Source organism: Arthrobacter pigmenti (genome assembly GCF_011927905.1).
Classification (GTDB): Bacteria; Actinomycetota; Actinomycetes; order Actinomycetales; family Micrococcaceae; genus Arthrobacter_D; species Arthrobacter_D pigmenti.
In genome coordinates this window covers 677,374-700,458 of sequence record NZ_JAATJL010000001.1, presented here as the reverse complement: position 1 = coordinate 700,458, position 23,085 = coordinate 677,374, and the positions used below count along the sequence as shown (strand labels likewise).

The 23,085-nt window shown below is 64.3% G+C and carries 26 protein-coding genes; 15 read left to right on the top strand and 11 right to left on the bottom strand.

Annotation, left to right across the window (positions count from 1 at the left end; all coding sequences use genetic code 11):
* Nucleotides 1-30 precede the first annotated feature (30 nt).
* Entirely contained in the window at nucleotides 31-1,287 is a 1,257-nt protein-coding gene (locus tag BJ994_RS03360; protein WP_342450260.1) for a phospholipase D-like domain-containing protein, read from the top strand.
* Here BJ994_RS03360 and BJ994_RS03355 read toward each other — a convergent pair.
* On the bottom strand, nucleotides 1,284-1,979 hold the full coding sequence (locus BJ994_RS03355) for a GntR family transcriptional regulator (RefSeq protein ID WP_167991478.1): 696 nt from the start codon (nucleotides 1,977-1,979) through the stop codon (nucleotides 1,284-1,286). The genes BJ994_RS03360 and BJ994_RS03355 overlap by 4 nt on opposite strands.
* Entirely contained in the window at nucleotides 1,963-3,774 is a 1,812-nt protein-coding gene (locus BJ994_RS03350; protein ID WP_167991476.1) for a gamma-glutamyltransferase family protein, read from the bottom strand. The genes BJ994_RS03355 and BJ994_RS03350 overlap by 17 nt, the downstream gene beginning before the upstream one ends.
* Nucleotides 3,775-3,922: 148 nt before the next feature.
* Between BJ994_RS03350 and BJ994_RS03345 the strand changes: the two genes are divergently transcribed.
* Nucleotides 3,923-4,639: a YoaK family protein gene (locus tag BJ994_RS03345; RefSeq protein ID WP_167991475.1), complete on the top strand. Its 717-nt coding sequence runs from the start codon at nucleotides 3,923-3,925 to the stop codon at nucleotides 4,637-4,639.
* Here BJ994_RS03345 and BJ994_RS03340 read toward each other — a convergent pair.
* Nucleotides 4,636-5,373, bottom strand: coding sequence for a GAF and ANTAR domain-containing protein (locus tag BJ994_RS03340; RefSeq protein ID WP_342450259.1), 738 nt, complete (start codon nucleotides 5,371-5,373; stop codon nucleotides 4,636-4,638). The two genes, BJ994_RS03345 and BJ994_RS03340, sit on opposite strands and share 4 nt — an antisense overlap.
* A 110-nt stretch (nucleotides 5,374-5,483) precedes the next feature.
* Between BJ994_RS03340 and BJ994_RS03335 the strand changes: the two genes are divergently transcribed.
* Complete coding sequence (locus BJ994_RS03335) at nucleotides 5,484-5,780, top strand: GNAT family N-acetyltransferase (protein ID WP_167991474.1); 297 nt, start codon at nucleotides 5,484-5,486, stop codon at nucleotides 5,778-5,780.
* 32 nt (nucleotides 5,781-5,812) lie between these two features.
* On the opposite strand, the gene BJ994_RS03330 is transcribed toward BJ994_RS03335, so the two are convergent.
* The 3 genes from BJ994_RS03330 to BJ994_RS18065 all read right to left on the bottom strand — a co-directional run bounded on the left by BJ994_RS03330 (nucleotide 5,813) and on the right by BJ994_RS18065 (nucleotide 8,515).
* The gene (locus BJ994_RS03330) at nucleotides 5,813-6,439 is read right to left on the bottom strand and encodes a DnaJ family domain-containing protein (protein ID WP_245192238.1); all 627 of its coding nucleotides are present in this window, start codon (nucleotides 6,437-6,439) and stop codon (nucleotides 5,813-5,815) included.
* A gap of 62 nt (nucleotides 6,440-6,501) precedes the next feature.
* Complete coding sequence (locus BJ994_RS03325) at nucleotides 6,502-7,749, bottom strand: plasmid pRiA4b ORF-3 family protein (RefSeq protein ID WP_167991473.1); 1,248 nt, start codon at nucleotides 7,747-7,749, stop codon at nucleotides 6,502-6,504.
* Between the two features lie 259 nt (nucleotides 7,750-8,008).
* Complete coding sequence (locus tag BJ994_RS18065; protein ID WP_245192237.1) at nucleotides 8,009-8,515, bottom strand: hypothetical protein; 507 nt, start codon at nucleotides 8,513-8,515, stop codon at nucleotides 8,009-8,011.
* A gap of 277 nt (nucleotides 8,516-8,792) precedes the next feature.
* Here BJ994_RS18065 and BJ994_RS03315 point away from each other — a divergent pair, with 277 nt between their 5' ends.
* The 3 genes from BJ994_RS03315 (at nucleotide 8,793) to BJ994_RS03305 (ending at nucleotide 10,395) form a co-directional block, all read left to right on the top strand.
* Nucleotides 8,793-9,023 (top strand): hypothetical protein, encoded by a 231-nt coding sequence (locus tag BJ994_RS03315; RefSeq protein WP_167991471.1) that lies wholly within the window; start codon nucleotides 8,793-8,795, stop codon nucleotides 9,021-9,023.
* Nucleotides 9,024-9,177: 154 nt separating this feature from the next.
* Nucleotides 9,178-9,474: a hypothetical protein gene (locus BJ994_RS03310; protein WP_209066573.1), complete on the top strand. Its 297-nt coding sequence runs from the start codon at nucleotides 9,178-9,180 to the stop codon at nucleotides 9,472-9,474.
* Nucleotides 9,475-9,735: 261 nt separating this feature from the next.
* A complete protein-coding gene (locus BJ994_RS03305; RefSeq protein ID WP_209066566.1) occupies nucleotides 9,736-10,395 on the top strand; it encodes an NADPH-dependent F420 reductase in 660 nt (219 codons plus the stop codon).
* A gap of 16 nt (nucleotides 10,396-10,411) precedes the next feature.
* Here the strand turns inward: BJ994_RS03305 and BJ994_RS03300 are convergent, their stop codons facing one another.
* Entirely contained in the window at nucleotides 10,412-11,671 is a 1,260-nt protein-coding gene (locus BJ994_RS03300; protein WP_167991466.1) for an MFS transporter, read from the bottom strand.
* Between the two features lie 90 nt (nucleotides 11,672-11,761).
* Here BJ994_RS03300 and ligD point away from each other — a divergent pair, with 90 nt between their 5' ends.
* From ligD to BJ994_RS03270, 6 genes are all read left to right on the top strand, one after another.
* Nucleotides 11,762-12,988 carry a non-homologous end-joining DNA ligase gene (gene ligD / locus BJ994_RS03295; RefSeq protein ID WP_167991463.1) on the top strand — a complete coding sequence of 409 codons (1,227 nt, stop codon included), beginning with the start codon at nucleotides 11,762-11,764 and terminating at the stop codon, nucleotides 12,986-12,988.
* 61 nt (nucleotides 12,989-13,049) lie between these two features.
* Nucleotides 13,050-13,502, top strand: coding sequence for a hypothetical protein (locus BJ994_RS03290; protein ID WP_167991461.1), 453 nt, complete (start codon nucleotides 13,050-13,052; stop codon nucleotides 13,500-13,502).
* A 26-nt stretch (nucleotides 13,503-13,528) separates the two neighbouring features.
* The gene (locus BJ994_RS03285) at nucleotides 13,529-13,783 is read left to right on the top strand and encodes a DUF3072 domain-containing protein (protein WP_167991458.1); all 255 of its coding nucleotides are present in this window, start codon (nucleotides 13,529-13,531) and stop codon (nucleotides 13,781-13,783) included.
* A 33-nt stretch (nucleotides 13,784-13,816) separates the two neighbouring features.
* Nucleotides 13,817-14,023, top strand: coding sequence for a hypothetical protein (locus BJ994_RS03280; protein ID WP_245192236.1), 207 nt, complete (start codon nucleotides 13,817-13,819; stop codon nucleotides 14,021-14,023).
* Nucleotides 14,020-14,388 (top strand): type II toxin-antitoxin system death-on-curing family toxin, encoded by a 369-nt coding sequence (locus tag BJ994_RS03275; protein WP_167991456.1) that lies wholly within the window; start codon nucleotides 14,020-14,022, stop codon nucleotides 14,386-14,388. Before BJ994_RS03280 ends, BJ994_RS03275 begins: the two co-directional genes overlap by 4 nt.
* Nucleotides 14,389-14,710: 322 nt before the next feature.
* Nucleotides 14,711-15,202: an FBP domain-containing protein gene (locus BJ994_RS03270; protein ID WP_167991454.1), complete on the top strand. Its 492-nt coding sequence runs from the start codon at nucleotides 14,711-14,713 to the stop codon at nucleotides 15,200-15,202.
* Nucleotides 15,203-15,205: 3 nt separating this feature from the next.
* On the opposite strand, the gene BJ994_RS03265 is transcribed toward BJ994_RS03270, so the two are convergent.
* The 3 genes from BJ994_RS03265 to BJ994_RS03255 all read right to left on the bottom strand — a co-directional run bounded on the left by BJ994_RS03265 (nucleotide 15,206) and on the right by BJ994_RS03255 (nucleotide 17,805).
* Nucleotides 15,206-16,186 carry a threonine ammonia-lyase gene (locus BJ994_RS03265; protein WP_167991451.1) on the bottom strand — a complete coding sequence of 327 codons (981 nt, stop codon included), beginning with the start codon at nucleotides 16,184-16,186 and terminating at the stop codon, nucleotides 15,206-15,208.
* Nucleotides 16,187-16,196: 10 nt separating this feature from the next.
* Nucleotides 16,197-17,162, bottom strand: coding sequence for an AEC family transporter (locus BJ994_RS03260; protein ID WP_167991449.1), 966 nt, complete (start codon nucleotides 17,160-17,162; stop codon nucleotides 16,197-16,199).
* A 142-nt stretch (nucleotides 17,163-17,304) separates the two neighbouring features.
* Nucleotides 17,305-17,805 carry a MarR family winged helix-turn-helix transcriptional regulator gene (locus BJ994_RS03255; RefSeq protein WP_167991446.1) on the bottom strand — a complete coding sequence of 167 codons (501 nt, stop codon included), beginning with the start codon at nucleotides 17,803-17,805 and terminating at the stop codon, nucleotides 17,305-17,307.
* An 89-nt stretch (nucleotides 17,806-17,894) separates the two neighbouring features.
* Between BJ994_RS03255 and BJ994_RS03250 the strand changes: the two genes are divergently transcribed.
* Together BJ994_RS03250 and BJ994_RS03245 are read left to right on the top strand one after the other, a co-directional pair.
* A complete protein-coding gene (locus BJ994_RS03250; RefSeq protein ID WP_167991444.1) occupies nucleotides 17,895-18,470 on the top strand; it encodes an NADPH-dependent F420 reductase in 576 nt (191 codons plus the stop codon).
* A 100-nt stretch (nucleotides 18,471-18,570) separates the two neighbouring features.
* Nucleotides 18,571-19,893 (top strand): metal-dependent hydrolase family protein, encoded by a 1,323-nt coding sequence (locus tag BJ994_RS03245; protein WP_167991441.1) that lies wholly within the window; start codon nucleotides 18,571-18,573, stop codon nucleotides 19,891-19,893.
* Here the strand turns inward: BJ994_RS03245 and BJ994_RS03240 are convergent.
* Nucleotides 19,819-21,561 (bottom strand): hypothetical protein, encoded by a 1,743-nt coding sequence (locus tag BJ994_RS03240; RefSeq protein ID WP_167991436.1) that lies wholly within the window; start codon nucleotides 21,559-21,561, stop codon nucleotides 19,819-19,821. The two genes, BJ994_RS03245 and BJ994_RS03240, sit on opposite strands and share 75 nt — an antisense overlap.
* Nucleotides 21,562-21,617: 56 nt before the next feature.
* Between BJ994_RS03240 and BJ994_RS03235 the strand changes: the two genes are divergently transcribed.
* Nucleotides 21,618-22,742: an aminotransferase class V-fold PLP-dependent enzyme gene (locus BJ994_RS03235; RefSeq protein WP_167991433.1), complete on the top strand. Its 1,125-nt coding sequence runs from the start codon at nucleotides 21,618-21,620 to the stop codon at nucleotides 22,740-22,742.
* Nucleotides 22,743-23,085: the final 343 nt, after the last annotated feature.

Below are 23,085 nucleotides of genomic sequence, written 5' to 3'. Positions count from 1 at the left end.
GGTGGGCGAAGTACCGACTACGCTCTTGTCATGCGCACGCTTCGACGACTGCACCTCTTCGCCCTGACCCGGTCCCTCGTCATGCGGGGTGTCATGGCGTTCGCTGCCGTGCAGGCGCTGGTGATCGCCGCCATCGTGCTGGTGGACTCGGTGCAGAAGAAGTTGCGCAGCAAGCGTCCGGGCTTCCCGCACCCGGGGATTTTCGAATCGGCAGTGGCCCAATCCGCTACCACCGTCTACACCTACGGACACGATCTCTACGAGGAGATGCTCTCCACCATCCGGAACGCCCGGCACACCGTCATGCTGGAGACGTACATCTGGAAGGGCGACGCGATCGGCCGGCAGTTCAAGGATGCCCTGAACGAGGCGGCCGCCCGTGGCGTGAAGGTCTACGTGATTTACGACGGCTTCGCGAACCTGGTGGTCCCGCCGACCTTTTACCGCTTCCACCCGGACGTGGAGGTCTTCCGCTTCCCGGTCATCCGTCCGTCGATCCTGTTCACGAACATCCGCGGAACCGGGTTCGATCACCGCAAGATCATGGTGGTGGACGATTCGATCGGGTTTGTCGGCGGCTACAACATCGGCTCCCTGTACGCCTCGAAGTGGCGGGATACGCACCTGAAAATCGAGGGGCAGTCCGTGTGGGAGCTACGGCAGGCGTTCGCCTCGTTCTGGAACTCGGCTCCCGCCCAGCGTCACCGGCCGCTGCCTGAAACCAGCGCCGAATTCTGGGAGCCGCGGCTCCGCGCGGTCAACAACATCCCCGCGAACCTGGTGTTCCCCATCCGCGGCGTCTACCTCGATGCGATCAACCGGGCGCACAGCCATATCTACATCACCACCGCATATTTCATTCCGGACCAGCAGATTCTAGAGGCACTGCTCCGGGCAAGCAAGCGCGGCGTGGACGTCCGGGTGATCCTTCCGGAAGATTCCAATCACGTGGTCTCCGACTGGCTGTCCCGCGGCTTCTACTCCGCGCTCCTGCGCGATGGGGTGAAGATCCTGCTCTACCAGAACGCTATGATCCACGCGAAAACCGCCACCGTTGACGGCCAATGGTCAACCGTAGGAACCGCGAACATCGACCGGCTCAGCCTGACCGGGAACTACGAGATCAACATCGAGATGTTCGACGAGGACCTCGCCGCCAACATGGAACGCATCTACGAGATCGACAGCAGCAACTGCCGCGAGCTCTCCCTCGAGGAGTGGGAAGGCCGCCACATCGTCGCGCGGGTCAGCGAGGCGATCCTCGCACCCCTGCGTCCGTTCCTCTAGACAGGGTCGGAGGCGAACCGGGACAGGTAGCCCTGGCGCGACTGGTGCACATGGCCGGCCATCAGCTTCTCGGCCTCGGCGGCGTTCCCGGCGTCGATCGCGGCCATGATGCTCCGGTGTTCGGTCCAGGATTCCTTGCCGCGGGTATTCACGTCCGTCGCGTAGAGCCATTCAATCTTCCCCGAGATCTGGCGCAGCAACGCAGTCAGGGAGGAACTTCCACTCAGTTCCGCCACACCCAGGTGGAAGCGCATGTTGAGTTCGGGGAGCAGGTCCAGACGGTTCTGCGCGACGGCGGCGTCCCCCTCATCGAGCACGCCCGCCAGCACCTTCCGGGCCTGCCACCACTCGACGCTCGGTGCACCGGAGTCGAACTGGGCTGCAGCCCGTCGTGCAGCCCGCCGGGCCGTCGCCGATTCCAGGGCCTCACGCACGAAGAAGAGGTCATCGGCGTCGTCGACCGGGATTTTCGACACCGTGGACCCGGCATAGGGCTTGGACTCCACGAAACCCTCAGCCTCCAGCGCCCGCAGCGCCTCCCGGACCGGTACCCGCGAAATCCCGTACTTGGAGGCAAGCGCGGTCTCGGTCACGCGGGTGCCCGGAGGCAGCGCGCCGAGAATGATGTCCTTGCGGATCTCATCCTGGACACGTTGCTTCGGCGGGGCATCCTCGCTAGCGTCCTGCTGCATAACCCTGCACTCCTCGGGGGTTCGCGGCGGCCATGAGGACGCCGGTGGATGGGTCGCTGACAACGCAGGACAGGCGTCCGAGTGCCCAGTCCCCTGCCCGCGTGAGGATGTGTCCGCGCTTCTCGAGGTCCGCGAGGACGTCCTCTCCCAGGCGGTCCTCGACGACGGCGCCGCCGGGCTCCCAGGTACGGGGGAAGAACGAGCCGGGTATCGACGTCGTGTGCAGTGACGGTGCGTCGATGGCCTGCTGTGGGGTGTAACCGCCGACGATCGTGCGCAGGATGTAGAGCAGCTGCCACTGGTCCTGCTGGTCGCCGCCAGGTGAACCGAGCGCAACTACCGGCTTTCCGTCCTTCAGGATCAGGGTTGGCGTGAGGGTGGTGCGCGGGCGCTTCCCCGGTTCCAACGACGACGGCGCCCCCTCCTCGAGCCACGTCATCTGCAGCCGGGAGCCGAGACAGAACCCGAGTTCGGGGATGGTCGGCGAAGACTGCAGCCAACCGCCCGAAGGCGTCGCGGAGACCATGTTCCCCCACTGGTCCACGACGTCGATGTGGCAGGTGTCGCCGCGGGTCTCACCGCTGCGGGAAACTGTGGGCTCCCCCACTCCCGCGAAGCCGTCCTTCCCGGCGAGCGCGGGCGGCGTGTACTCGGTGCGCAGCGGCGGGGTGAACGGCGTGTGGCCAGGGACCGTGCCGGGCCGGAAATCGGTGGATGCCTGATCGCTGATCAGCGCACGGCGTTCGGTGGCATACTCCTCGGACAGCAGATAGTCCATCGGCACGGAGGCGTCGCCGTAGTACGCCTCTCGGTCGGCGATCGCGAGCTTCTGCGCTTCGAGGATGGTGTGCGCGCCGAGCGCGGTGGAGGGATCCAAACGATCGTCGTCGAACCCGTCAAGGATGGCGAGTGTCTGCAGGAGCGCTGGGCCCTGGCCCCACGGGCCGGTCTTGGCAATGGTGTACCCGCGGAACTCGAGGGTGGTGGGTTCCTCGTAACCGGCCTCGAAACCGGCGAAGTCCTCAAGGCTCATCACCCCGGCATGATCCTGTCCAGAAGAGTGCCGGTGCGGGGTCTTGATGAATTCCACGGCGGCCTGGGCAACGAAGCCCGTCCGCCACTCGCGGCGGGCGGCATCGATGCGCTCCTCGCGGGGCGCCGACTGGGATCCCGCCGCGACCAACCGGTCGAGGACGGCGGCGTATGCCTCGTTCTTAACGACCTCCCCGTCAGCCGGGATCCTGCCCTCCGGCATCCATAGGGCCGCCGATGTTGGCCAGTGCTCGCTGAAGAGGTCTTTCACGGCGTTGATCGTTGCACCTACGCGGCCAACGATCGGGTGTCCGTTCCGGGCATAGCCGATCGCGAAAGCGAGAGCATCGCCCAGCTCCCACGTCCCGTGGTCGCGCAGCAGCAGAAGCCAGGCGTCGACGGCGGCGGGAACGGCGGCGGCGAGCGCACCGGCGCCGGGCACCAGTTCCAGGCCCTCGGCGAGGTAGTGTTCGCGGGTTGCGGCAGCCGGTGCCGGACCCTGGCCCATCAGAACAACGGGCTTGGACGGGTTCTCCGCCGTCGCGAAGACGCCGGTCATGTCGCCGCCGGGTCCGTTGAGGTGGGGCTCCACGATGTGAAGTACGAACGCTCCGGCGACCGCGGCATCGAAGGCGTTGCCGCCGCGCTCCAGGACCGCCTGCGCTGACGCCGTTGCCAGCCAGTGGGTCGAGGCGCTCATCCCGAAGGAACCGCGCAGGGTGGGGCGCGTGGTGAAGGAGTCGGGCGTAGTGAAGGGGGTCATCAGTGCAGCTACTTTCGACGGGTGCCAATGGGTTCGAACCGGCGAGTGAGGGGTGGCCCGACGCACAGTTTCGATTGAATACAATTATGAGAAGAAGCCTAGGCTTCGTATACGTTCGATTCAAGTATCGCCCACGAAGGGAACCCGAATGCCAACCGCGCGAGTGCCGACCGACCGCCTCCACCTGGCACTGATGCTGGTGCTCACGTTCTCAACGGGAGTGGTGGACGCCGTCGGGTACTTAGGCCTCGACCGGGTTTTCACGGGCAACATGACCGGCAACGTGGTGCTGTTGGGAATGGCTGTGGCCGGCGGAAACGACCTCCCCGTTCTGCGGCCAGCCCTTGCGCTGCTCTTCTTCATGGTGGGCGCGCTGCTCGCCGGGCGGATGCTGCGGAAGGCGCCCGAAGGATGGTCGGCGCGCACCACGGTGGCGTTCGGGGCGGTGGCGCTGGGCACTGCGGCGATTGCCGTCGTCGTCGGGTTCGTGGATGTCAGTGCTGACGAGGTGCTGGGCAGCACTGTTACCTCAGGGCTCGCAACGGTGATGGGGATTCAGGCCGCCGCCGCGAAGCGATTGAAGGTTGCGGAGATTACCACCGTCGTCGTGACCTCGACCATCACGGGGTTCGCGTCGGATTCGCGGCTCGCAGGCGGGAAGGGGAAGTATTGGGTCCGCCGGGCGCTGGCTATCCTGCTGATCGGTCTCGGTGCTGTGGCGGGCGGATTCGCGCTGCTGATCGACCTGTGGGTGGGCGTAGCAATTTCGGCGGTGCTGACCGTTACGGTGACGCTGCTCGGACATCTGCGCTACCGGCATAATCGGCGCCATGCCGACAGCGATGTGGCGGCGGCAGCGCGTTAGGCGTCGAAATGCGTGGCGGGGCCGACGTCGTTCACAGACGCGACAACCGCCGCGGCAACGGTGTGCAGCTTGACGTTGCGCGCGTTGGATGCGGCCTTGAGGATGCTGGCTGCCTCCCCTTGGCTGCACCGGTTCTGGCCCATGATGATGCCGACGGCGAGGTCGATGGTTGTGCGATTCTCCATAGCGGCGGTCAGGTTGTCGGTGTGCTCCACCAGGGTTGTTACGCGCAACGCGAGCTGCATGGATCGGGATGCCTTGTGCGCGAACTTTTCTGCCGCCTCGATGTGGCCACCATTGAAGACGCGCGCTTCGCGGCAGTAGAGGTCGAGTCCGGCGTTCGCCGCTCCTTCGAGGATGACGGGGACTCCAAGGGCCGAACGAAGCCCGTGCCCGACTATCGCGTCCGTATAATCCCCAAATCGATCCTCAGTCCGGAAATCCTCCACCACCACGGTGTATTGCTCACGTGCGGCGCGGAGACACGGGCCGTCGTCGAACGCGTACTGGATCTCGTCCATGGCTTTCGCCTCGTCGCTGCTGCTAGCGACGGTTGCTTCGTGCTTGGGTCTGAGAAGGGTGACGGCGGCGTAGATGGTCTTGCCGGTTGCTGCGGAAAGCTCGCGTGCAGCGAGCTGCACCATGCCGTCGAGGAACTCCCTGATCCCGGCGCTCTCAAGCACCAGGTCCTGCAGCTCGTGCCGGACCGACTCCTCATCAATAGCGTCTGCCACGTCGATCCACCTCTGCTCGGTATCCGTCCCCCGCTTCAGCGCTGGGGTTGTAGCCGCGGACCGACGCCCGTAGCCTGAGGTAAACAGTCTACTTACTATCTGGAGGGGCCGTGGACAAGAACGAAGACGCACAAGTTTCCAATAACTCCGACGCCGGGCGGTATGAGATCAGCCTCGACGGCAAGCCGGCTGGTTTCGCGGAGTACCGGTTGAAGGACTCGCGGGTCATCTTCACGCACACCGAAGTCGACTCCGCCTTCGAGGGCCGCGGCGCCGGCAGCACGCTCGCGCGGTATGCACTGGACGACGTGCGCTCACGCGGCCTCCAGGCTGCTCCCCTGTGTCCGTTCATTGCTGCGTACATCGAGCGGCATCCCGAGTACCAGGACCTTGTCGCGACGGATTAAACGCATGCTCTGGTAGGACTCTGCCTAGCTCCCTAAGTACGACGACGGCGCCACCACGGTGAGCGCCTCGCCTCCTCCCTCTGGGGTTTCCCCGGGGTCCCGCCCTGGTCTTCCTGGTCCCCCTGCGCATGTTCTCCCTGCGCCGCGTGGACGGCGCGTCGTTCACGCCAGCGTGCGATCTCCGTTTCGACGTCGCGGGTTTTGGTGACCACGGGTGGACCGCCAAGCAGCTGCCTGCGAGCTTCGATGACCTGGCGGTTAAAGTCCTCGAGCAGTTCGCGAACCTTCGCCTCGCTGTACTGGCGGTCGAGCTCCGAATCCAGCTCCCCGTCTTCCCTGCGCAGCCTGAACGGGGCGGGTGCGAGGCCGGAGAGTTGTTCCCGTTCGATCAGACCCTTTACCCACCAGTCCGGATCGAGCGTGGCGCCCAGCCCCGGTATCGGTTTGCCGGCGTACTTGAGGTTGTCGAAGTCGCCGCGGGCGGTGGCTTGCCGGATTTCGAAATCGGCCTTGGCGGCGAAGTCGGTGATGGGAGCGCTGCCCTCTTCGTCGTCGTCGACCTGCTCCTGCGCTTCAGCGGCGTCGCTGCCGGAGCGTCGTGCGGAACGGTATTCGGCCACCCGCTGCATGCGTCGGGTGCGTTCGTTGTCCTCATTCATGGCTACCTGCGCTTCCCTGGTGGTCCCTCCAGTATTCCGAGGGCGCCTGCGGTGGGGCAAGGTCAGCTTTGCGGTTCGCGCTTGTGCTGCTTCCGCTGGACGTCGAAGAGGAACTGCCGTCCGCCGTCGGACAATTTGTCTGGGCTCTCCATGACCTCGACGCTTCTGAACACGTTTAGGCATTCCAAGGTCCGTATGGTGTCGCGAATGAGGATGCGTCCGTCGGTTGCCGAAACAGTTCTGCCGTCAACCCTGAAGCCGCTTGCGTTCAGGATCTCAGCCACAATCTCGGCCCGCTGTTCGCGCGCCGGAGGCTCATGGCCCACCAGCCAGGGTACGACGACGGCGTTCACCAGTTCCGCGGCGTCCCTCCCGGGACGCGCGATGCTCGTGGCGAGGTAGTCCCAGAGGGCGGCGTCGTTGTCGACCAGTTTCCTGCCAAGCGGCGTGCGGACGAGCTTCCCCTTGTACTTGCGCAAAAGCTTCCACTCCTGCACCTGCTCGCGCAGATCCAGGACGGGCAGGGTCTGGCTCTCCCGGTTGAACTTGCCGTACCAGCGGTCTTCCCAGCCCAACTCGGTCATGATCTCCTGCACGACGGCTGGCTTGAGATACCCGTCCTTCGTCAGCTCCATACCCTCCGCCCCAACCCGCTGCAGGAGCCACTGCACCGGGCGAACAACGTCTTTGATTACCCCGGGCGCGACCGGCCGCCGCCAGATCAATTGGGACAGCAGCTCCAGGTTGGCATTGATTCCTGGCAGGTTAACGCGGGCCGGATCGAAAGTAGCGGCAGTCTGTCCGGTCACTGCCTCGTACCACTCCGACGCAGCTAACGCGTCTTCACCGTGGGTTTTTTGCAGCGCCGCCGACAGGTTCATGTACCCGTGGATGCCACCGGAATCCTCTACGGGGCCGCGGTTGTTGCCGGTGGAGCATTCGAGGTGCGCGTACGGAACCGGCTGGTTATCCGCGACGGTGATGAGGTGGTCCCACTGGTCGCCGAAATCGTACTCATAAACGAACCGTTCCTCATTCCCGGCGACTAACTCACCGAGCGTGAAGCGTGATGCGTCTTCGACCTCAAGCTCAAAAGCCGCCTCCACGTCACTGAATGTCCGCTCGCCACGAAAACTGTCGCCGACAACGAACTGGTACAGGTGCCGGTTCTCCCAGCCGAATGCCGCCTGCAGGCACAGGTGCAAGTCGCTCAGCGGGATGCTCGCGGGGACAACGAGGGTGCGTTCGATAGGCGGTTCAGAGTCCGCGAGTTCCACGTGCAGTTGCAGGCCGGGGACTAATTCAGTCATGAGTGCGATTGTGCCATCCCGTGACTTGCACTGTTTGTCTCACTGGTTGGTGCGCACCTTGTTTTCGGGTCGAGCCCCTGCCTTCGTTGGGATCGCAGAAGCTGATCGGGAGGGGCGCTCGGGACGGGTACCCTTTTCGCGGAACGACTGCACTGCTCTCAACGCATGCAATGCGTGCAGCGAAGGCACTTCGAGAAAAGACATATCGCCCCCAGCCGGGGTGGGCTGCAAAAGCTACTCGCAGCCCACCCCGTCGCTGTTACCGTCCAGATGCGGTGCGTACCCAGGCTGGCCATTGGTCCCGGTCGTATCCCGTTTTCGGGGCACGGCCCTTGACCGGCAGTGTTTCGAGCAGGGCGAGCGCCTTTACGCCGTACTTCGGCTGTTCCTGCGGAGCATGCGCGTCGCCGTCGGGCTCGACGATCTCATCGCCTTCAAGAGGTGCGACGTCGGGAGAGGGCTTCGGCTTCGGTGTCGCGGACGCGCTGGGGCTGGCTGTAGCGGATTCGCTGGGCGCGCTCGACGGCTCCGCTTTTTCTGTTTGCTCGGCGGTCGCGGTGGGGACCGTGTCATCGGCGGGCGGCAACAGGGCGCCGCCAACGATCACTGCGACGACGCTCGCCGCCGCGACTATCGATCCCGCCTTACGTCCGGCCAAACGAGCCCACGAAGCGCGCCCAGTCATGAGGGTGTAAAGACCCGTGAACAGGGCAAGCATGGCGGCCATCACGATGGCGCCCCCGGCGCCGCCCGTGATGAGACCCATGACCATGAGGAACAAACCGAACCCGGCAACGACCAATGTTGACGCTTTGGCTTTACCCGGCGGCCGGGTCGATTGCTGTTTTTGGGCAGGCGGTAGCGACTGACGATTCATGTGAGCCCCCGTACGAGTGGTGGTTCCGAAAGCGTACGGGAGCGGTTCATAACACAACAAACGTTTTGTTTCATGGCGACGGGGAAATCTGTGGATAATCCCTTCCGGACTGCAATTCCCCGTTCTTCGGATGCGGGCAGGCGTAATTCCCGCCTAATATCAACTCATGGAGGAATTTTGGGGGCTTCTTCTCACGGGCATCTTTGGCATCTGCTTCGGGCTCGGCATGGTACTTGCACGCCGTAGCGTTGCCCAGCGATTGTCGAGTATGCAAGGGCGTCACGGAACTCCCGGCGCCCGCGCAACCCCCGGAATGACAGCTTTGGTTGGTTGCGGTTTCATGTTCATCGGCGCAATCGCGGTAGTTGGCGCCATCTTCTTCCCTGAAGCGTTCTGAAGCGCAAATGGCCACGAACAACACGGGCGGCATACCATCCCTCGACAAGCCACGCCGTCCCCGACGTAGCTCGCTAATCATTGCGGCTGTCATTTGGGTATTGGTTCTTAATCCCGCTTTAAGCCTTGGTCTGCATCAACTGCAGCTTCATGATGTGGCAGAACAGGCGCTCTTGATCGGCACATTTCTGGCGATCTTCATTCCGCTGAGCATTTCCGCGTGGCGGGAACATCAGCGGCTCCGGGACGCCGGCCTTATACAGAAACGACCGAAACCGACCAGGAACCAGATCATTGCCTTCGCGGTCTTCCTTACAGTCCTGTGGGGCATCACGCTCTGGTACATCATCGGGACCGCCCAGTTCATCTTCCCGTTGATCCCGATCATCGGAACGATCGCACTCATCTACCAGATCCGGAGCTACCGAAACGATAATCGGAAAGCGGCTTAATCCGCGCGACTGACCTCCGATTCTCGCTCAGCCCGCAGTATCCACCTGGTTTGGCTGCCAGGAAAGTAATGACTCCTCCGAGAATGAGCAGGATTAATCCGATGACGGTCGGCGACTCGGACGGCTTTGGCTTCGCCATGATTCTCCAGCGTGAGTAAAGACAGAATACTCAGAGCGTAGGGTACGGCGCCCCATCCACCTCCGTGACACAGCCAAAACAACCCAGAGGAATACCTCCGACGTCATCCGGTTGTACTGCGCATGGATACCAACGTGAAAACCATCGGCTTCATCGGCAGCGGCAACATCGGCTCCCAGTTAGCGCGTCTCGCGGTCCGCAGCGGCTACGACGTCGTCATGAGCAATTCCCGCGGCCCCGAAACTCTGCAGGAGCTGATCAGCGAACTCGGCGACCACGCCCGCGCCGACACCGTGACGGAAGCGGCGGAAGCGGGCGACGTCGTCGTTGTGACTGTCCCCCTTCACGCCATCGGCGACGTGCCGGCCGCTCCGCTGGACGGCAAGATCGTCATCGACACCAACAACTACTACCCGCAGCGTGACGGGCAGATCGCCGGGCTCGACGACGAATCGACGACCACCAGCGAACTCCTCCAACGGCAGCTTCCGGGCGCGCGCATCGTCAAGGCGTTCAACAACATCTACGCCAGCGAGCTGACCAGCCGCCCGACACCCGCCGGCACACCGAACCGCCGCGCCCTGCCGATCGCCGGGGACGACGACGCCAAGCGCCTCGTCACGGCGCTGATCGACGAGTTCGGATTCGATGTTGTCGACGCCGGACCACTCGCCGAAGGCTGGCGTTTCCAGCGCGACACTCCCGGCTACGGCCCCGATTACGACGCCGGCCAGTTGCGGGACGCACTCGCCCAGGCCAAGCGCTATGCAGACATGAGCTGAGCTCCCGCTGAATGGGTCAGGCGGGCAGCGGGCGGGCGGTGCGCATAGTCGTCGCGCCCGCCACAATGAGGAGCACCAGCACACCGGCCGCCCACGCCAGGCCCGAGTAGCCAACCCACGCCAGGACGAAACCGGCGGCTGCGCCGCCGACTGCCCCGGCGAGGTTCATGATGAGGTCGGTGCGGCCCTGGATGCGGGCCCGGGCAGCACCCGTGGCCAGATCAGCAACGAGTGCCGAACCGGATACCGTTGACGCGCTCCAACCGAGCCCGAGGAGAATCAGCCCCACCGTGACCAGCACCGGATCCTCTTCGCCGAAGGCCACAACGGCCAACGAAACAGCGAAGAGTGCCTGCCCTATCAGGATGGTGCCTACGCGTCCCAACCTGTCGCTCAACCAGCCGAAAAGCGGTGACAACGCGAACATCCCGGCGATGTGAAGACTAATTGTGAGGCCGACGATCGTCAGCGTGACGCCGTGGTTGACCAGATGGACCGGCGTCATCGCCATGACCGACACCATCACGGCGTGGCTCGCCGCAATAGAACCGATCGCGAAGATCAACGCTCCCCTGCCGCGGACCCGGCCCGGGGCGGCGTCGCCTTGAGCGTCCGACGGCGCATCGCGGCTCAGCAGGTAGGGATCCGGCCGCAGCCCCACCAGATACACCGCCGCGGCAGCGATCTGCGCGCCGACGGCAATGACGAACGAACCGGTCAGCGGCGGCATATTGAAGGCCTCCGCGATCTCCTCGCCCGGGCCGAACAGGTTCGGACCCAGCACCGCCCCAATGGTGGTGAACCAGACAACGAGTGACAGGTCGCGTCCACGGTGCTCCGGGCTCGCGATGTCGGTGGCTGCGAACCGCGACTGCAGGTTCACGGCGGTGCCGACACCGAGCAGCGCGAATCCGAGCAGCAGCAACGGGAACGAGGACAGGGCGGCCGCGCCGATGGTCACCAACGAGCCGGACGCCGAGAGTACGACGCCGGTAGCCAACGCCGGACGACGACCCAGCCGCTGCGCCAGCCGTGCGAGCGGGATGGCACTGGCCGCCGCACCGAGCGTGCTGAGCGTCGCGGCAGCACCGGAAAGTGCCTCCGAACCAGCGATATTTGCAGCCAGCACAGCGCCGATCGAGAGCGTCGACCCGATGCCGATACCACCAAGCACCTGCCCGAGAATCAGTACGCGGACGGTCCGGCGCTGAATGGCGCGGAGGTCCGGCGTCGTCGTAATTTCAGCGCCGGTGCCGCTACCGCTGGAGGTTCGCATAAGTCGAGCTTACTGACCGAGGGCCCCGCGCCGAGCGTTGTGCGCCATGGTGGGGTTCCGCCCGGCACGCCCTTGTGCTTTGGTGATGGTGTGACTCCCACGAAGAACAGCGCCGAACTCCTCGAGGTTGAAGGGCGTGAGGTGCGCATCAGCAATCCCGGCAAGATCGTGTTTCCAGAGTCCGGCCTCACCAAGTTGGACCTGGTTCACTACTACCTCGCGGTCGCCGACGGTGCGCTGCGCGGTGTTGCCAACAGGCCGATGGTACTGAAGCGTTTCGTGAAGGGGATCGAGGAGGAGGCGTTCTTCCAGAAGCGGGCACCCGAGAAGCGGCCAGAGTGGATCGAGACCGCAACGCTGCACTACGCCTCGGGCAACTCGGCGGAGGAGGTGGTCGTGAATGACGCCGCAGCCCTGGCCTGGGTAGTGAATCTCGGCTGCCTCGACCTCAACCCGCACCCGGTTCGCGCCGATGACCTAGACCATCCCGACGAGCTTCGCATCGACCTCGATCCCATGCCGGGTGTTGACTGGGCGCAGATTGTGGACGTCGCAATGATCGCGCGTGACGTGCTCGACGACGTCGGACTGGCCGGCTGGCCGAAGACCTCGGGTTCGCGCGGCATGCACATCCTCGTGCGCATTGAACCCCGCTGGGACTACCGGCAGGTGCGCCTTGCCGCCGAGACGTTCGCTCGCGAGGTGGAACGCCGTGCGCCCGGGCTCGCCACCGCACGCTGGTGGAAGGAGGAGCGCGGCGAAAGCGTCTTCGTGGACTTTAACCAGAACGCGAAGGATCGCACGGTGGCGTCGGCCTACTCGGTCCGCCCGCTGGCGGACGCACGGGTCTCCACGCCGCTTGACTGGGACGAGGTTCCCCAAGCACGCCCGGAGCAGTTCACTGTGCCGACTGTGCTCGAGCGGTTCGCCCGCCTGGGCGACCCACACGCCGGGATTGACGACGACGCCGGACAACTGGACGCCCTGCTCGCACTCGCCGAGGAGCTGGGTCCGGCCGAGAAACCACCGCGTTCCGGAGACGGGTCAAGCAGACGGCAGTCGACCATGCCGCTCATTGAGATCGCCCGGGCAAAGACAAAGCCCGAAGCACTGGAGGGACTTGAGCGGTGGAAGGGTAGGCATCCGGAGGTGGTCCGGTCGCTGGCTCCGGCGGACGTGCTCGTGGATGGGATGCGTGGGTCGAGTTCGCTCTGGTATCGGGTCCGGGTAAATCTGCAGCACGTGTCTGAGGCTGAGCGGCCCGAGCAGGAACCGCTTGAGGTTGACTACGACCCGTGGGCGACGCGACGCGCCTAGGTGGCGGAAGCGCCGTCGTCGTACTCCACATCATGCATGCGCGCTGTATATGGTAAGCAGCATGACTATCTCGGAATCGGGCGGTCCGGACAGTGCGCACCAGCGGCCCGCCGCGGCATCGGACAAGACGGTTGAGGCGCTGGGAAAGCTCTCGGAAGCCCTTGAAGTCGCGGAGCATGCGCGGGGTTACCTGTACGGGTTTCACCGTTTGACCGGCAAGGCGGACCTCGCCCTCGGTGAGGCTGCGGATCTGCTGCGCGAGGCCGGGCACGCGGAACTGGCGGACGAAGTTGAGCGCGACATCGTTGGGCGGAACGTCATCGAGGGTCGGTGGACGTTCCAGATTGTCGAGGATTACGACGACCACTATTACGACGAGTTCAAGGCCCTCGAAAAGCGTGCGCGGGACCAACTCGTTGAGGGTAAACGCCACCTCTTCGAAGCCGAAATGAAGGAAGACCGACGCACGCATGGCCGTGCCCACCACGAAGCCCTCCCACCCGAAGCCACCTAGCACACCCACTATCGAAGGAGCAGATCATGTCCGATGAAACACTGGGAAGCCCGACGCCGGAGCCGCAGGACGGCTTCACCCGTGACCCTGAGGAGTGGGTCACCGGGGATGAACCGATGACCGATGCGCAGCGGAGCTACCTGGACACCCTTGCGCGCGAAGCCGGCGAAGAGATCCCGGCCGACATCACGAAGGCGCAGGCGTCGGAGCACATTGACCGGTTGCAGAAGTCGAGCGGCCGGGTTTCGGGTGGGTCGGATGAGGCGCAGACGGGCGGCTAGTGAGCGCGCCCTTCTCGCTGGTACCATTGTGGTATGGCCATGAATGTCCGGATACCCGAAGAACTTGATCGGCAATTGGACGAAATTGCCAGTGAAAACCACACGTCGAAGAGTGCGTTGCTCCTTCAGGGCGCTCAACTCATAGTTGAGCGTCATGCCAGGCGCAATATGGTGAACGCCGCTCTTCAGTTTGTAAGTACACACGATGCCGAACTGTTGAAACGCCTAGAAGACGCGTGAGCACCTATGTGGACCTGGAGGATGCGCTCTACGTCGTCCAGCATTTCGGTTTCCATATGCGGGATGTAGGTCTGCTCCAATCCGCTCTCGCACGCCCGGCAACTACGGTGGCGGGCGAGGAAGCCTATTTGGGGCTTCCCCTGAAGGCGGCAACCTTGCTGGAATCCGTGGCGCGCAATCATGCACTGATCGATGGCAACAAGAGGACCGCTTGGACCCTCATGGTCGTCTTTCTTGGACTGAACGGATTTCGACACAACTTCCCCACGGATGCTGCTTTCGACCTCGTCGTAGGCGTCGCAAGCGGATCAATCGGCCTGATCGAGAGCAGCGAGCTCATAGGGGCGCACCTCATTCCGATGTGAGCACCTTGCTGTTCGGCGCAGTTTCCTGCGAAGATGCACACGCAGGAACTACTGATCTAGGGGAATGGACATGCTGTCGACCGCACCGGTCAACGCTGCCATGGTGAGCGAGGTGGCCGCCGTGGCCTGCTGTGAGGAAACCGCTTAGCCGGCTCTCACACCGGGCACTCCCCTGCCCTCATATTCCGGGACGCTCCGTTCCGGACTTGGTAAACAGACCCTTTCCAGACTTCCTGAACGCCCCGTTCCGGACGCTGATGCACGTGTTGAGCCGGCACTTCGCTGCCCCAGACACTCCTCCACCTGCAAAGGCACCACCCCCATGGAAAAAATCAGTGACCGCCAAATCCGTTCGTCGTTCATCAACGCGACCCGCTCCGAGGTTGCCAAGCTCAATATCCCACCGAACTTCGACAGCCTGGACTGGAAGAACCTCGACTTCCTCGGGTGGCGGGATGGGAAGATGCCGCTGCGCGCGTACGTGATCGTCCCGACCGAACGCGGCCTGACCGGTCTCCTGCTCCGCGCACCCGAGGGTGGTGCGAAGAAGAACCGGACCGTGCTGTGCGAGATGTGCCGGGACGTCTTTTCGAAGGAAGACGTGCTGCTCTGGGTCGCGCGGCGCGGCGGCAAGTCCGGGCGCAACGGCAACACAGTCGGAACGCTCATCTGCGCGGACTTCATCTGCTCAGCGAACGTCCGGAGGGAACCGCCGGCCAATGAGATCAACCCGGACCCCGGCGTCGTCGTCACCCGCCAGATAGCCGGTCTGCAAACACGGATCGGCAAGTTCCTGGGCCGGGTCGCGGCGTAGGAGCTATACCTCCTGGCGAAGCACCCTCGCCAGGAGGGCCGGGTCCACTGAACCACCAGAGACGACGGCGGCAACGGTGCCGGTCGAGGGCACGATATTGTGCATCCACGCAGCCGTCGCCACCGCGCCGGACGGTTCGACCACAAGCCGTCCGGCGAGGGTTAGGTGGCGCATCGCGGCGAGAATCTGGTCTTCGGTGACGGTGACGACGTCGTCGACGTAGCGCTTGAAGTGCTCCCACGGATGCAGGCCGAGGGCGGGCGTGCGCAGCCCGTCCGCGACCGTACGGTACGTGAGTTCCTGCTCCCAGGTGATTCGGCGGCCTTCGCGGAAACTCTGCGCGGCGTCCGCGGCGAGTTCGGGCTCGACGGCGATCACCCGGGTTCCGGGCTTCAGGGCCTTCACCGCTGTGGCGACGCCGGAGATCAGCCCGCCACCGGAGACGGGAACCAGAACCGTGTCCACCTCCGGCAACTGCTGCATGATTTCCAGGCCCACGGTTCCCTGCCCGGCGATGATGCGCAGATCATCATAGGGCGGAACATGGACGTAGCCGTGCTGCTCGGCGAGTTCGTGCGCACGAATGTCGCGCAGTGCGGAGGGAACTATTTCGACGTCGGCGCCAAGCGCACGAACGGCGTCGATCTTGGGTAACGGTGCGGCGTCGGGCATGACGATGACGGCGCGCAGCCCAAGCCGGTGCGCCAGCCACGCCACCGCCCGGGCGTGGTTGCCTGAGGATTGCGCCACGATCCCGTTTTCGCGGGCCTGGTCGAGCACCTGGGCAATGGTGTTGTACGCGCCGCGCAGCTTGAAGGCGCTGGTGGGCTGAAGTGACTCGGCCTTGCAGTGCAGTACCTCGTCCGGGTGCTGCGGATGCGGGAGCTGGATGAGCGGCGTTCGCAGGACAAGGTCGCTAATTCGCTCAGCCGCCGCCTCGATGTCAGCGAGTGTGACCAGCTCGGTGCCTTCGGAAGTACCCATGGTTTCGATCCTAGGGTGTCAGCACCGTCAGCGCGATGAGGATCCATCCCGGCAGCACCGCCGCGGAGAGCACGGTCTGGGCTGCGGTGATCTGCGCCATGAGCGCGGCGTCTCCGCCCAGGCGTCGTGCGAACACATAGGAGCTAGTGGCGGTAGGTAGCGACTGGAAGACCACGCAGACCACGGCGGCTGGTCCCGTAAATCCCAGCAGGACGCAAAGCAACAGTGTCGCACCGGGCACCGGAAGGAACCGCAGGAGAAGCGCCGTCGCCACCGGGCGAAGCGACTGTCGGGTGAAGAGTCTGCCTCGCATCCCCGCACCGACGCAGAACAGTCCGGCCGGCAGTGCTGCGCCGCCCAGCAGTCCGAGGACGGTCGCCACCAGTTGCAGGCCGGCGGCAGGTACCGGTGTTTCGAGGAACCCGGAGAGCGCCGGCACCGAACCGAGAAGGTTTGCCGCGAAACCCACGGCGCAGGCCAGGATCAGCGGGTTCAGGAACACTGCCTGGACGACGGCGGTTCCGCGCAGGTTGTGGTGCCCGTAGTGAGCGAGGGCGATAGTGGAGGCAAGGTTGCCAAACGGTATGAGCACTGCGTTGGCCAGCGCGGCTATTGCGATGCCGTCCGCGCCGAAGAGCGCCGCCGCCGTCGTAACGCCGATGTAGGTGTTGAAGCGGACTGTTCCCTGGAACACCGAAGTGAAGGCCGGCCCGTTCCTGCCCGCCGCGGGCCGCCGGGCGAGGTAGGCGAGCAGCGTCGAGAAGGTGGCGGAGGCGGTCAGCACCAGGACCATCGGACCCGGTTCGATGGACGCGAAGTCGGCCTGGGCAAGGCCGGTAACCAGCAGGGACGGCAGCAGCACGAAGTAGGCCAGCTTCTCAAACCCGGACCAAAACTCCGGCGAGAGAAGGACGCGGTGTCGAAGGAAGGTGCCCATACCAATCAGCACGGTCGCTCCCACAAGCGCGATGATCACGTTTACGTCGATGACGTCACATCCGTTTTGACCCCGCTCCGGGAGCCGCTCTCGGCGCTCTTGCTCACGTGAGGAGCCTAGCAATCGCCTACGCCTGATATTACGGAGGCGCTGGCCTGTTTCGGGTGCGCAGACCAGCTTGCTATCTCCCTTGTGCGTTCTCCCCCGTCGACGCAAACATTCGTCCCTCAGGGTCGAGCCTCTTCAAAAGGTCCGCAGCAATAGCCGATAGTTGCTCCACCTGCTCGCTTGTGAGCTGATCGAACACCAGGCCGCGGACGTTTTCCACATGGCCCGGCGCGGACTGAACCACCTTCGCCCAGCCTGTTTCAGTCAGCGTGACGTTCTTCGCTCGGCGGTCCGCGCTGCACGCGCTGCGCTCCACGAGCGCCTTCTTCTCCAAGCCGGTGAGCACACGGGAAAGCCGCGGCAGCGTTGCGTTCGTGAGAGAGGCAAGGGCTGTAATGCGCACCGTGCGCCCCGGAGCCTCGGAGAGAGACGCGAGCACAAAGTATTCGAAGTGCGTCAGATCTTCGTCGCGGGCGAGTTGAGCGTCGAGCGCCCCCGGCAACAGCTCGAGAACAGCCGCCGTCCGCAACCACGCCGTCCGCTCTACTTCCGTCAGCCATTTCGTATCCGCCATAACCACATCATACCCAATAGTTGCACCTACAACTAAACACTGCTAGTGTGTTTGTTGTACCTGCAAGCAAACGACCAGAGGAGTTTCTCATGACTACGTTCACCATCTTCGGCAAGGGCAACATGGGCAGCGCTATCGAGGGAGTTGTCGCAGCAGGCGGCGCGTCCGTCGAGCACATCGACACCTCCAGCACCGGCGCCACCGTCAATGGCGACGTCGTCGTCCTCGCCGTCCCCTACCCCGCGCTGAAGGACATCACCGCGCAGTTCGGTGACCAGCTCGCCGGCAAGATCGTCGTCGACATCACCAACCCGCTGAACTTCGAGACCTTCGACTCCCTCGTGGTGCCGGCCGACAGCTCGGCCGCCGCCGAGCTCGCCGCAGCACTGCCATCGTCAAAGGTCCTCAAGGCGTTCAACACGACCTTCGCGGCAACGCTCGGCTCCAAATCGGTCGGCTCCAACCAGACCACCGTGCTGATCGCCGGTGACGACGCCGACGCCAAGAACACCCTCGCCGAGGCTGTGAAGGCCGGCGGAGTGGACGCCGTCGACGCCGGTTCGCTGGCTCGGGCGCGTGAGCTTGAGTCGCTCGGCTTCCTCCAGCTGACCCTCGCCGCCGGCGAGAAGATCCAGTGGACCAGCGGCTTTGCACTCGTCCGCTAATCGCCCAGTACGACGCCGGTGCCCGCCCGAGTGGGCGCCTGCGTCGAACATTGTTCTCGCCAACTTACCTACGCCGCAGCGGCCTTACTACTGTGGGTAGATGACCTCAACCCTTACCGTATTCCGGAGCGGCCATGTGTTCGACGGCGAACGGTTCCTTTCCGGGCCCACCGACGTCGTCTTCCGCGGTAACACCATCGAGGCGGTGGGTTCAGACGCAGGCAGCTCACCGGACTATGCCGGCGCAACGGTGGTGGACTGTTCAGGGCGAACCGTGCTTCCCGGACTGATCGACCTGCACATTCACGCAACCACCTCCAATCCGGGCTCCATCCAGGCGGTCGCCGAACCGTTTTCGCTGCAGTTCTACGAATCCGTACGCAACCTGGAAGCTACCCTGCGTGCTGGCATCACCACGGCGCGCGACGCCGGCGGGGCAGACCTCGGTGCCGGGCAGGCCATTGAGCGCGGGCTGATCAAGGGACCGCGACTTCGGCTTGCGATCAGCATCATGTCCCAGACGGGCGGGCACGGTGATTTCTGGCTGCCGTCGGGGATCGATTCTCCAGCCCTGGGACCCCACCCCGGACGGCCCAGCGGAATTGCCGACGGCGTCGAGGAGGTCCGCAAAGTCACCCGCCAGCTGCTGCGGGCCGGTGCTGACCAGATCAAGATCTGCTCCACGGGTGGGGTCCTCTCCCCTTCCACTGACCCGCGGCACTCGCAGTTCACTGCGGCTGAGATCGCAGTCATCGTCGAAGAAGCTGAGCTGCAGGGCAAGTATGTGATGGCGCATGCTCAGGGCACAGCGGGAATCGTCAACGCTCTACGGGCAGGCGTACGGAGCATTGAGCACGGCATCTACCTCACCGACGAGGCGATCCAGCTGTTCCTGGACACCAACGCCTACCTGGTACCTACCCTCGCCGCGCCCCGTGCCGTTATCCACAAGGGCGAATCCGGCGCCAGTGGACTTCCTGCGCAGGTGATCGAGAAGGCCAAGCGAGTGGCTGAGGATCATAGCCGCTCCGTGGCGCGCGCCGTCGAAGCCGGCGTGAAGATCGCCATGGGAACCGACTCCGGAGTGGGCGTCCACGGAGAGAACCTCGAGGAACTTCCCCTGATGGCCGACGCCGGGATGAACCTGGACCAGGTACTGGCCGCCACCACGTCCGTCGCGGGCGAGCTTATTGCTCCGGAGAACTCGGTGGGCAGGCTGGCCCCGGGTTACCTCGCCGACGCCGTCGTGCTGGATGGGCTGCTGGAATCAGCCGGGCAGCTGCCGCGGCTTCGCACCATGATCGGGCAGGTCTACAAGGACGGCGAACTGCAGTTCCCTGAGACGGCTCTACACCGGTCTAAGGTGGCCACCCTTGCGGTTCCCGGCGCTGACGGCGTTGAGGGCGGCGATGTATCCGGTTAGCTGCACCGCATCCGTCCTCGCCCCGTCGGTCAACGGCCCAAGTTTTGCCGCGTCAACGTGACCGGCCAACGCAACCTGTAGACGGTCAAGGATCCCTGACCGGTCCAGCCCTTGGGTTTGCAGCCGCTGAGCAGCCTCCCACACCTGTGGCGGATCCTCATGCCAGAGCTGCGAAACCACCAGCTCGCGCAGGGCCCCATGCCAGACGGGTGTGCCATCCGGTTCGGCGCTTCGCGGATATTCCTTCTTACCCACGCCGTGAAGCTCCGGCAGCTCGCCGAGCACCAGCAACCGCAATTCGTCCGATCGGTTCGGGTTGAGCCTCGGATAGTCCTCGCCGCCGATCCGGGTGCCGTAGTAGGGCATTGCGAGCTGCCGACGTGCGATGACCTCGTTCGCGTCGTCGAGGGTTTCGATGTCCACGCCTTCGAGGAAGGCCGCACCGGGTGAAGAAAGGTCCTCGCCGTTCTCGATCGCTTCGTCCACCGCATGAAGTGCGGCGCCAGCCGACTGCAGGATCACCTCCGCGGCAAAATCCGGCAAGTTCTGTTGGATTACGCACCAGTCGACCCACGCGTCAAGGAAATACGGGAGCGCTTCCTTCTCCGCCTCTTCGAGCAGGACCTTCCGGGGAAGAAACCATCCAGCGAAGTTTCTGATCTTTTCGGGACTCACCCGGGTCAACCGGCCGTCGTCGTAATTTCTTCCGTACATGAGCGCAAGGTCAGCGAGCCGGGAGAATGGTTCCTCGATGTCCAGGGACTCCGGATGCGCAGGATTCTGTTGGACATAAGTCATGAACTGGGCAATGAGGCGTTCGTCCTCCGCTTCGATTCTTTCAGTCTCGGCGGCTTCCTCGGCTTCGCTCGGCGTGCGGTAATTGTCGAGTTCGACGACGTCGCCGCCCGGGATCGCGAGCAGCCGGCTCAGGACGAACGCCCTCCGCGAATCGTATTCGGGACCAATATCGGGGTCGCTCGTGACATCCGTTGCCTCGATGGCGGCAATTCCCAGCCGTCGAGCCTCACTCAACAGCAGCGGCTCGACGTGCACCGGCGTACCGAATTCGGTCAGGAAACTTTCGGCGCTCTTCACGAGTCCGCGCGCACTGTCATCGGCACTCAGGTCTGTTGCGTAGCCACCCATATGGTTCGTGTCGATACTGATCCAGATCCCGTGTTTGCGCCGCCCCGTACGGAACTCAATGATCAACTCGACGAAATCGCCGAAAACGTCCGTCAGCTTCCAGGCTTCGGTGGCTTCGAGCTTACGCAGCGGTGCAAGCCATGCGGGAGCTTCGACGCCGGCGTCCTCCAAACGCTGCGCGGCCGCAGCCGCCTCCGCATCCGCCGGTGCGTCGGCAACCTGCGCCATGGCCCACAGCATCGCCGCGGCAGGCCTTTCGCGCTGTCGTTCAACGTAGCGCACCCAGTCACTGAACATGCGGGTGTTGATTCCGGGACCGAGGTTCGTGGATTCATGCATGGCCGAGTAGAGGTCAGAGAGCAACTCCTCGGTCCACCGCGACGACGTGTGGCCAACATACTCTGCGACTCGCGGCGCCATGCTGCGGTACAGCTCGGCCAAGGGGTTGGCAGGAGGACCGCTCTGGCGACGCTTGTCCTTGGCCGCGGACTTGGGCTTTCGTGTTCGGCTCTTCGGACTCATGCTTCGATGATGCCATGTCGTCCCACCCCACCGCCGTCGAATGACACGATGGTCCCATGCCACTCAACCTCACCCAACTGCGCGCAGATACCGGAGGCGCAGGGAAGGTCACCCACTTCAACAACGCCGGCAGCTCCCTGATGCCGCGGCAGGTGACGGACGCCGTCGTCGGGCATCTTCGGCGGGAAGAGGAAATCGGCGGTTACGAGGCAGCGGCGGAGGCTGCGCCGAACCTTGACCGTGTGCGCGTCTCTCTCGCCCAGCTGATCGGGGCAAATCCTGGGGACATTGCCTTGACGGAGAGCGGCTCCAACGCGTGGGCCGCCGCTGTGTCAGCCCTATCGCTAACGGCACCGCGGGTCCTGCTGGCGCGGACGGAGTATGCCGGCAACGTTCTCGCCCTGCGCCGGCTCGCGCGGCATCGCAACCTGCAGTTGGTGGTCCTGGAGGACGACGACGGCGGCAAGCCCAGCGTCGATCACCTCCAGCAGGAGCTGGCCACGGGCGACGTCGGCCTGGTAGCGCTGACGCATGTGCCGATGACCGGAGGACCGGTGAACCCCGCCGCTGAGTTCGGTTCGTTGTGCCGGGACGCGGGGGTGCCGTTGGCGCTGGATGCCTGCCAGTCAGTGGGGCAGATGCCATTGAACGTGGCTGAGCTCGGGTGCGACATCCTCGTCGGCACCGGGCGGAAGTTCCTCCGGGGGCCGCGCGGAACGGCGTTCGCCTACGTGAATCCGGACCTGCATGGGGCAGAAGCAAGGATGCTCGAGAGCCGGGAAGCGAGCATGGCGGGCAGGCTCGGACTGGGGCGGGCCGTGGACTACGCGTTGGAGCTCGGCGTTGAAGCGATCCGGGACAGGATCCTGAAGCTCGCCGGCATCATGCACGCCCGGCTGGCGGAACTTCCCGGAGTCGAACTCCACACCGAGCCCCAGCACGGCATCATGACATTCTCCGTCCGGCATAAGACACCCGCTGAGGTCAAGGAACACCTTGCACGCGAGCGCGTCAACGTCTCGATGGTGCAGCATGCGCCGTCAACGCCCGACGCCGTCCTTTACGCCACGTTGGAGGACGAACCGACAGCCGTCCGGGCCTCGGTGCACTGCTTCAATACTGAGGCGGAGATCGATCGGCTCGTTGAGGTGCTCACGCAACTCCAGCGGACCAATCGCTAGGCATCCCGGTCTGCACAGGCCTGGCTAGACCCCGCTATGAGAAAATGGCCCATGGCTTCACTCGTTGAATTGGCCAGTTCCAAAGCCGTCGAAGACCTTGCAACGCCATCGAACATCCGATTGGGGCGTGAGTTGGCTGAGGACGGCGCGGTGCAGGTGTTTGCTGCCGATGTGGATCGGATTCAAGCCCGAGTCGGCGGTGGCCAAAGCGCAACCCAAAGCCGACGCGTCGACCTCTGGGTCGGTGAGCACGGCCTCTCATGGTCATGCACCTGTACAAAGCGATAGCCAGTTGTTTTGCAAGCACATTGTGGCCGTTGCTCTAACTGCGGCATCCTACGAC